Genomic DNA, 6733 nt, shown 5'->3' on the forward strand with positions numbered 1-6733 from the left:
CAGGGTGTGGGGTGTGGGGTGTGGGGTGTGGGGTTTTAGCGATTTTCATCTGGTCAATTACCTAATTTTCAGGGAAAAAGTCCAGGAATTTTCCCCCCGATCACTACAATGGTTGGCACTTTTTGAGGGAAAAAAAGTCTAGAAGGTTTACCCAACAAGGTTTTTAGATTTATTCAGCAAACCCTATTTATGTCCTGGTGGATGACTGGTATCAAGAACAGGGATATCGCTTGACTCCCATGCTGCCTGGACCTGAGCCTAGTTTCAGAGATAGTGAAATGTTGACCTTTTGGTTTATTCCCTCGTCCCTGCTCATACTGACGAACGCTCCCGCAGCAGAATCCGTATTGCAGTTCATTCAAGGCAACAATATCCTAGCCGACAAGGGGTTTATTGGTACTGATTGGCAGACTGAGATATCAAGAACCACAGGTAATCGAGTCTCTACAGCTAAGAGAGTCAATCAACATCAACAAACTTCTCCCGTCTTTGAGCGACTTCTTCAACATTTTCGAGAACGGATTGAGGGGGTTTTCAATGAGGTGCAGAATACAGGACGCAACTTGGAGCGATTGCTCAGAAAGAAAGTTGAGGGACTTTGTGTCCATGTTGCCGCTAAAATGGCAAGTCATACCCTGCGGATACTGTTGCGTCAGCGTTTTGGTATTGATGTTCTCACCTTTGAGCAGACTCCTGTTCAACCCTTTGGGCAACTCACATAAGGCGTGATTTTAAAAATTAACTTAATCATAAAGAAAAATTTAACTTTCTCTTTTATAGTAAATTGCAAAACACGATCGAGCGGAAAAATTAAGGGGAAAACTTTGACACTACTTATACTAAAAGCCATCCTGATCACCCTAGCGCTCTTGCTACTCGGTGATTTAATTTCTACGTTTCTCTACCATGTTCCAGAACACGTTTTCGGCAAGTTTCACGCTGCGGTACACCACGGCAAAAATCGGAACTTTTTTCATTACGCGGTGTTAAATCGAAATCCGCTAGTTTTATTCGATGGCTTTCTCGGCGCGCTCCCCTACTTTATCTTTATTCCGTGGTTCTGGAAGATATCGCCCTTCGGAACGGTTATCGGCTTAATTTTAGGGGAATTACACGTTATCTGGCGACACGTTTCGATTTTAGAATGGAAGACCCCAGAACCGATTGCGCGGATTTGCGATCGCCTATACATCACCACCCCAGAACGTCATTGGTTACACCACCGGGACGCAATGGTCGCTTACGGGGATATTTTTACCTTTTACGATCGCCCCGCCCGCGCTTGGCTATCGTGGTTAACCTCGAAAAAGAAAGCGATCCGATCATTTGTTCGCGACCGAACGAACGCATCCGAACAGCTTGGCTAAACGCTCTTGCTGTTGGCCGTTCGGATAGATTCGGTGACGGTATCTCGCTTTCATGCAGTAAGCTAGAATCGGTCTGTATTGGTTCTAGCCTTGGACTCAGAATATGTCAAACAGTTCGGGAAAGACGCGATCTGGTCACCTAGCTATTTTGTCTCTTCTAATAGAGAGAATTCTTGTCCATTAATAAATGTTACAAAGTACATGGGTACGTTAAAAAAGTTAAGGGGTGTATCCATTGATTGATAAGGGTTTTCGGCTATTATGGTATATATGTATGGGGTAAGTTCAGTTAAAACGCGGTAGAGAAACTGGGCAACCTTGTATGTTATTAAATTATGTAATAACATGATATGTAGTAAACTTTGCCTAAAATCATGAGTAACAAACAATACAATCTAACCTGGGCTAGAATAGGCAATGCTTCAGGTTTCCGTCTGAGTGCCAGTTTTTTTAAGGATAATCCCCAATTCAAAGAAGCTAAAGGTGCTGTTGAAGTTATCAGCCCTGATACCTTATTAGTCCGCTTACAGCCTCAATCTGTAGAACAGGAGGAAGATGAACTGATGATGAGTTTATTCTTAGATTTTCTGACCAAGCAAGCCCTATTAAATGCTGATGCTGAGTTAGAAGCTTATACGGAAGCGATGGCAGCGGTCGATGAAGAGTTGATGACAGGAGTAGAACTTGATAGTTAACGGTTGGCGAATCTACTTTATTAAAAGACTTTTTGGGCAACAACGCCGCGATTTACAAGTTGAGGTTCGTAAACTAAAAAACACCTTGCCAACAGAAGCATACCGTACTCATTCTACAGTCAAACTCTACAGGGCGATTATGGTCGCCATTAAAGAAAAAATCCCTCTCGACCCTTTTGCTTCCCATTTTGCTCTGACTGGGGCGCTCAAGCATTACGGAAGAGTCAAAAAGATGGGACTACCTGACCGTTATCGCTTATTCTTTCGGGCTATACAAACCGAGGAGTATAAAGCAATTTTTGTTTTATGGCTAGGCTATCCTCGCAAACAAGGGGATAAAAATGATTGTTATAAAGCCTTCACAAAAATGGTTGAGCGAGGTGATTTTCCCAATTCTCTTGACGCTTTAATCCTTGATAGCCAAGAAGATTAGCTAGTGATAAGGTGGTTGAAAAAGCGATCGTAACCCACAGATACACTTTCAACTGCGCCTCCACAGAAAGATTGCGATCTAACATTAGCATGAGATCGATGATCGCACTAAGATGATATGATAGTAGTGCATTTTCCTAATTATTGATGATTAAGAGTTTTGCATCTAAGGAGACAGAGCAGGTATTCAAACGTAAATTTTCACGAAAATTACCTCAAGATATTCAACGAAATGCTCGGAGAAAGCTAGAAGTTTTAGACGCGGCCGAAACTTTACAGGATTTATACATTCCTCCATCTAATCGGTTGGAAAAACTCTCAGGAGATAGAAAAAATCAGCATAGTATCCGAATTAACGATCAGTGGCGGATCTGTTTTATTTGGAAAAATGGCAACGCCTACAATGTAGAAATAGTCGATTATCATTAATTGTTACTCAATAATCATGACTGAGAAAAAATTATTAGCCCCCATTCATCCTGGTGAGATTCTGTTGGAAGAATTTCTCAAACCGATGGAAATTAGCCAAGAACGTTTGGCAGAAGATCTTAATGTACCAATAGAGCAAATCAAGGAAATTATCGAGGAAAAGCGAGGAATTACTGCCGATATTGCCTTAAGGCTTTCTCGTTATTTTGGTATGTCTGAAAGGTTCTGGATGAATCTTCAAACAAGGTATGATATTGAAGTAGAAAAAGATAGGCTCAGAGAACGTTTAGAGAAGGAAGTAAAAGTCTATGCTGCTTCACAAGCACTGTAGCATAACCGAAGAAATAGGGGAAGAATAATAATTTTAACCCCCCGTAGTGGACTGTTTCAGCTAAAATAGGGCGATAGATTTTGGCTTAAAGTCTTAGATTATAGAATTTATAGCATTTTTCTAATACACCAAATTAGCTGAAACATTCCACTACAAAATCGGCATCGCGCTTAAACTCACAGCCTCAATAAATGTGCATGATGCGTTCCCTAAAATTGATCGGCGGAGCAGTAGTATCCAGATTAGGGGACGCACCCTACGGCTATATTATCCCTTGTGAATTCGATAGGTAACGGTGTAATCCCAACTCGAATACCATCCTCCTTTTTTTTGGAGAGTCCAAAACTGGGCGTGGCTCCCACTGGGAATTGCTGAAACTGGCAAATCACGCTTGAGTTGTCCCAATTCATCATCTTTATCCAGCATCATTGCGAGTCCTACACCCGCAATCGCAAACGGAAGAATTGTTCCCGTAATTTGGGCAGGGGGATAGGGAACCGCTTTTAAGCCCGCAGATATGGCACTTCCTACTTTCGTCACCATTTCACCATGCTTTGACCAGTCTTTGCCCGCGTCTTCATCATATCCAGCCAAGGCAATGTACAAAGTGTTGTTTTCAGGTACGTCATCATCAAATATAATACCGCCCCCTTTACCAAATGGTTTGCGCTGGTTGTCGTTAATTTTAATAGGAACAGTCAAGACTGGGCGAATTTTCAGATCATCGCCTGTCGCTCCTAATTTTGAGTAAGAACCGACACCACCCAAGATATAAAAATCATCCGCACCAGTAACATCCTCAGTGTCACGGCAATATACATCAACCAGCTCAATTCGAATTCTAGTCATGGCTTTTAACTCTATGTAGGTACTGTTATTCAATGGTTGCCGCGTAACTGTTAATTATACGGAAATTCTCTACATAACACTCTTCAGAGTAACGATATGGGTCAACTTTCTGTATGTCACTCCATTTAGGCGCAATCGCAAGAAACTTCCCCTAGATCACACTCAAAAGCGTGTTAACCAGATGAGCTTACTGCAAACAATCTCCTTTTAAGGAGACTGATCACAGAATACTTTTAGAACTCTAGCAAAGATTCTTAGATATGGCTGCACTTTGTCACAAAATTTCACTATTATTTCGGGTGCAGTGATTTGTTATAGCGGTTTTCAGTCTAATAAGGTATGGTAAATCCCTTGTTATGCCGCTGCAATCCTTGTTTTCAAATACAAAAATATGAATCTGCCTGTTATTGATGTGCCTCCATATACGCTCGTAGCAATTGATTGATCTGTGTTTGATAGCCACGCCCTTGAGACTTAAACCACTCTAATACATCGCTATCAATGGGGAGTGTAACTTGAGACTTGGCTTTTGTAGCAGGTAAACCCCGCCGCACTACCGCCTTAGCAAACATTTCTGGCGTAATCTCTGGACAATCTGATAAATCAATATCTTCATCGCTCATCGCATCCAATCGTTGCCAATCAGTTTGAGAGTTGCTCGAAGTAGGTTCGTTGTTCATATTTCGTCGCTTTTCTTGCAGAAATAATCCGGGTGCAATCCTCACGTTCTGTATGGACAACGGCAATCACTCGCCCTTGCAACAAACCGAATGTGACAAAACGCTGCTCTCCATAACCGTAACCATCGTCCTCAACCGTTACAATATCGCCATCAAACACGGCTGGAACATCGGTAAAATCTATTCTGTGCTTACGAAGATTAGCAAGACGTTTTGCTTCATCCCATTCATATTCCATAACCGAACGACAGCTACAATAACCAATTGTAGTTATAAATTGTCGTTACAGCTATCCATGCCAAGCAATTTTTATCGTCAATGAATGCCCCGCAAGCAACTTCAAGCCACTGTCCTAACCGAGGACTTGCCGCATAACTACACATTACAGGTCAACTTTCTATATAACACTCTCCAGAGTAACGATATGGGTCAACTTTCTGTACATCACCCCATTTAGGCGCAATCGCAAGAAACTTTCCCTACATCACACCCAAAAGCCTGTTAACCAGATGAGCTTACTGCAAACAATCTACTTTAAGGATACTGATCACAGAAGCTTTCTAGAGTTCTAGCAAGGATTTTTATATCTGACTGCACTTTGTCACAAAACTTCACTATTATTTTGACACTTTTAATGGTTGGAGCGGAAACATTGATCGCCAAGTCTGGTCAATTTTTGTCCAAAGCATTTGAGGAAATGACCTAAATAACGTCAGTTCGGGATAAGGGTGGAAAGAAAAGGCGGGGGCTAGTAAGCTGAAAAATATATAAACTCAGCACCCCCAACCCATCTATGTCTAGTCTAGAAGCTCTTTTCTGTCATGTCGACGACGGATGCCGTGTATTTGAACCTAAATTAGAACAGACAAGGCTTTGGCCCGATAATAAAGCTCGTAAACGTGGCAAAATCTTGACTTTAAGCGAAATTATGACCATCCTGATCGCTTTCCATCAAAACCACTACCGTAATTTTAAACATTTCTACCTCGATCATGTTTGTGTCTACTGACGACAAGAGTTCCCTCAACTGCCTAGCTATCAACGTTTTATCGAATGGATACCCTCGACTCTCATCCCCTTATGCGTTTACTTGAAGCATTGTTTTGGTCGTTGCACGGGGATTAGCTTTGTCGATGCCACCAAAATTCAGGTCTGCCATAATCGCCGCATCAGTAGTCATCGGGTGTTTGACAATTTAGCCGCAGGGGGAAAAACCTCTGTGGACTGGTTTTTTGGCTTTAAACTGCATTTAGTGGTGAACGAGGAAGGAGAATTGCTCAACGTTCACCTTACCCCCGGCAATGTGGACGACCGCAAACCCGTGAACAAATTGCTACAATCCTTGTTTGGCAAAGTTTTTGCTGACCGAGGTTATGTCTCTCAATCCCTGGGGGAGGAACTGCTCAAAGATTTTGGTATTGAGTTTTTTGCTAAACCCAAGCGGAACCTGAAAAATCGCTTAATCCGCCTTTATGACAAGCTTTTATCCCGTAAGCGTTCTATTGTCGAGACTATTATTGACCAACTCAAGAACATCTCTGGGGTTGAACATTCCTGCCACCGCAGCCCTGTTAATTTTTGCGTTAATCTTCTCTGTGGTTTGATTGCTTACTGTCACCAGCCGAAAAAACCCTCCTTAAAGATGGAATGGGCTTTTACGCCCCCCGCTGCTTAACCCGAACTGGGGTTTGAATACAGTGGAGTGTACGATTAGAGAGGGAAGTTATCGTTTTTCTAAGATAACTCGACCGATCCAACTGCAACAAAAAGCGTTAGATTTATTGGGAGTTTCCCTGATTTGTACCCAGTAACGGGGTGCTGGAAATTCTCTTAATCCCTTCTACAGCACAGGTTAGGGACTTGCGTGGGAATAATATCCCAATCGATCGGAGGGCGCAAGCTTTGCGCCCCTACAGTAACGGATTTTGTCCACAATGTAGGGGCGAACTG

Annotated in this window: 10 protein-coding genes and 1 pseudogene; 7 read left to right on the plus strand and 4 right to left on the minus strand. The window is 42.4% G+C overall.

The features are described 5' to 3' along the window. Positions 1-278: 278 nt before the first annotated feature. On the plus strand, positions 279-722 hold the full coding sequence (locus PN470_RS10735; RefSeq protein WP_272104510.1) for a transposase: 444 nt from the start codon (positions 279-281) through the stop codon (positions 720-722). 102 nt (positions 723-824) lie between these two features. Next, entirely contained in the window at positions 825-1367 is a 543-nt protein-coding gene (locus tag PN470_RS10740) for a sterol desaturase (RefSeq protein WP_272104512.1), read from the plus strand. Here the strand turns inward: PN470_RS10740 and PN470_RS10745 are convergent. Further along, a complete protein-coding gene (locus PN470_RS10745; RefSeq protein ID WP_202861588.1) occupies positions 1323-1421 on the minus strand; it encodes a helix-turn-helix domain-containing protein in 99 nt (32 codons plus the stop codon). The two genes, PN470_RS10740 and PN470_RS10745, sit on opposite strands and share 45 nt — an antisense overlap. A gap of 320 nt (positions 1422-1741) precedes the next feature. Here PN470_RS10745 and PN470_RS10750 point away from each other — a divergent pair, with 320 nt between their 5' ends. From PN470_RS10750 to PN470_RS10765, 4 genes are all read left to right on the plus strand, one after another. Then, positions 1742-2062, plus strand: coding sequence for a hypothetical protein (locus PN470_RS10750; RefSeq protein ID WP_069474398.1), 321 nt, complete (start codon positions 1742-1744; stop codon positions 2060-2062). Then, a complete protein-coding gene (locus PN470_RS10755) occupies positions 2052-2495 on the plus strand; it encodes a type II toxin-antitoxin system YhaV family toxin (protein ID WP_002751101.1) in 444 nt (147 codons plus the stop codon). Before PN470_RS10750 ends, PN470_RS10755 begins: the two co-directional genes overlap by 11 nt. 146 nt (positions 2496-2641) lie before the next feature. Further along, on the plus strand, positions 2642-2923 hold the full coding sequence (locus PN470_RS10760; RefSeq protein ID WP_002733818.1) for a type II toxin-antitoxin system RelE/ParE family toxin: 282 nt from the start codon (positions 2642-2644) through the stop codon (positions 2921-2923). Positions 2924-2939: 16 nt separating this feature from the next. Continuing rightward, positions 2940-3254: a HigA family addiction module antitoxin gene (locus tag PN470_RS10765; protein WP_002733868.1), complete on the plus strand. Its 315-nt coding sequence runs from the start codon at positions 2940-2942 to the stop codon at positions 3252-3254. A gap of 267 nt (positions 3255-3521) precedes the next feature. On the opposite strand, the gene PN470_RS10770 is transcribed toward PN470_RS10765, so the two are convergent. The 3 genes from PN470_RS10770 to PN470_RS10780 all read right to left on the minus strand — a co-directional run bounded on the left by PN470_RS10770 (position 3522) and on the right by PN470_RS10780 (position 5021). Continuing rightward, positions 3522-4103, minus strand: a complete 582-nt coding sequence (locus PN470_RS10770) for a hypothetical protein (protein WP_271938684.1) — start codon at positions 4101-4103, stop codon at positions 3522-3524. Between the two features lie 404 nt (positions 4104-4507). Continuing rightward, the gene (locus tag PN470_RS10775; protein ID WP_271938686.1) at positions 4508-4783 is read right to left on the minus strand and encodes a BrnA antitoxin family protein; all 276 of its coding nucleotides are present in this window, start codon (positions 4781-4783) and stop codon (positions 4508-4510) included. Beyond that, the gene (locus PN470_RS10780; protein ID WP_271938689.1) at positions 4746-5021 is read right to left on the minus strand and encodes a BrnT family toxin; all 276 of its coding nucleotides are present in this window, start codon (positions 5019-5021) and stop codon (positions 4746-4748) included. The genes PN470_RS10775 and PN470_RS10780 overlap by 38 nt, the downstream gene beginning before the upstream one ends. Positions 5022-5576: 555 nt before the next feature. Between PN470_RS10780 and PN470_RS10785 the strand changes: the two are divergent. Next, positions 5577-6458 (plus strand): annotated as a pseudogene (locus PN470_RS10785) (IS982 family transposase). Positions 6459-6733: the final 275 nt, after the last annotated feature.

This window comes from Microcystis sp. CS-574, from assembly GCF_028329095.1.
GTDB classification, from domain to species: domain Bacteria; phylum Cyanobacteriota; class Cyanobacteriia; order Cyanobacteriales; family Microcystaceae; genus Microcystis; species Microcystis ichthyoblabe_A.

Coding starts and splice junctions, on each gene's coding strand:
- PN470_RS10735 (WP_272104510.1), top strand. CDS start 279: ATGTTGACCTTTTGGTTTATTCCCTCGTCCCTGCTCATACTGACGAAC.
- PN470_RS10745 (WP_202861588.1), bottom strand. CDS start 1,421: ATGAAAGCGAGATACCGTCACCGAATCTATCCGAACGGCCAACAGCAA.
- PN470_RS10750 (WP_069474398.1), top strand. CDS start 1,742: ATGAGTAACAAACAATACAATCTAACCTGGGCTAGAATAGGCAATGCT.
- PN470_RS10760 (WP_002733818.1), top strand. CDS start 2,642: ATGATTAAGAGTTTTGCATCTAAGGAGACAGAGCAGGTATTCAAACGT.
- PN470_RS10765 (WP_002733868.1), top strand. CDS start 2,940: ATGACTGAGAAAAAATTATTAGCCCCCATTCATCCTGGTGAGATTCTG.
- PN470_RS10770 (WP_271938684.1), bottom strand. CDS start 4,103: ATGACTAGAATTCGAATTGAGCTGGTTGATGTATATTGCCGTGACACT.
- PN470_RS10775 (WP_271938686.1), bottom strand. CDS start 4,783: ATGAACAACGAACCTACTTCGAGCAACTCTCAAACTGATTGGCAACGA.
- PN470_RS10780 (WP_271938689.1), bottom strand. CDS start 5,021: ATGGAATATGAATGGGATGAAGCAAAACGTCTTGCTAATCTTCGTAAG.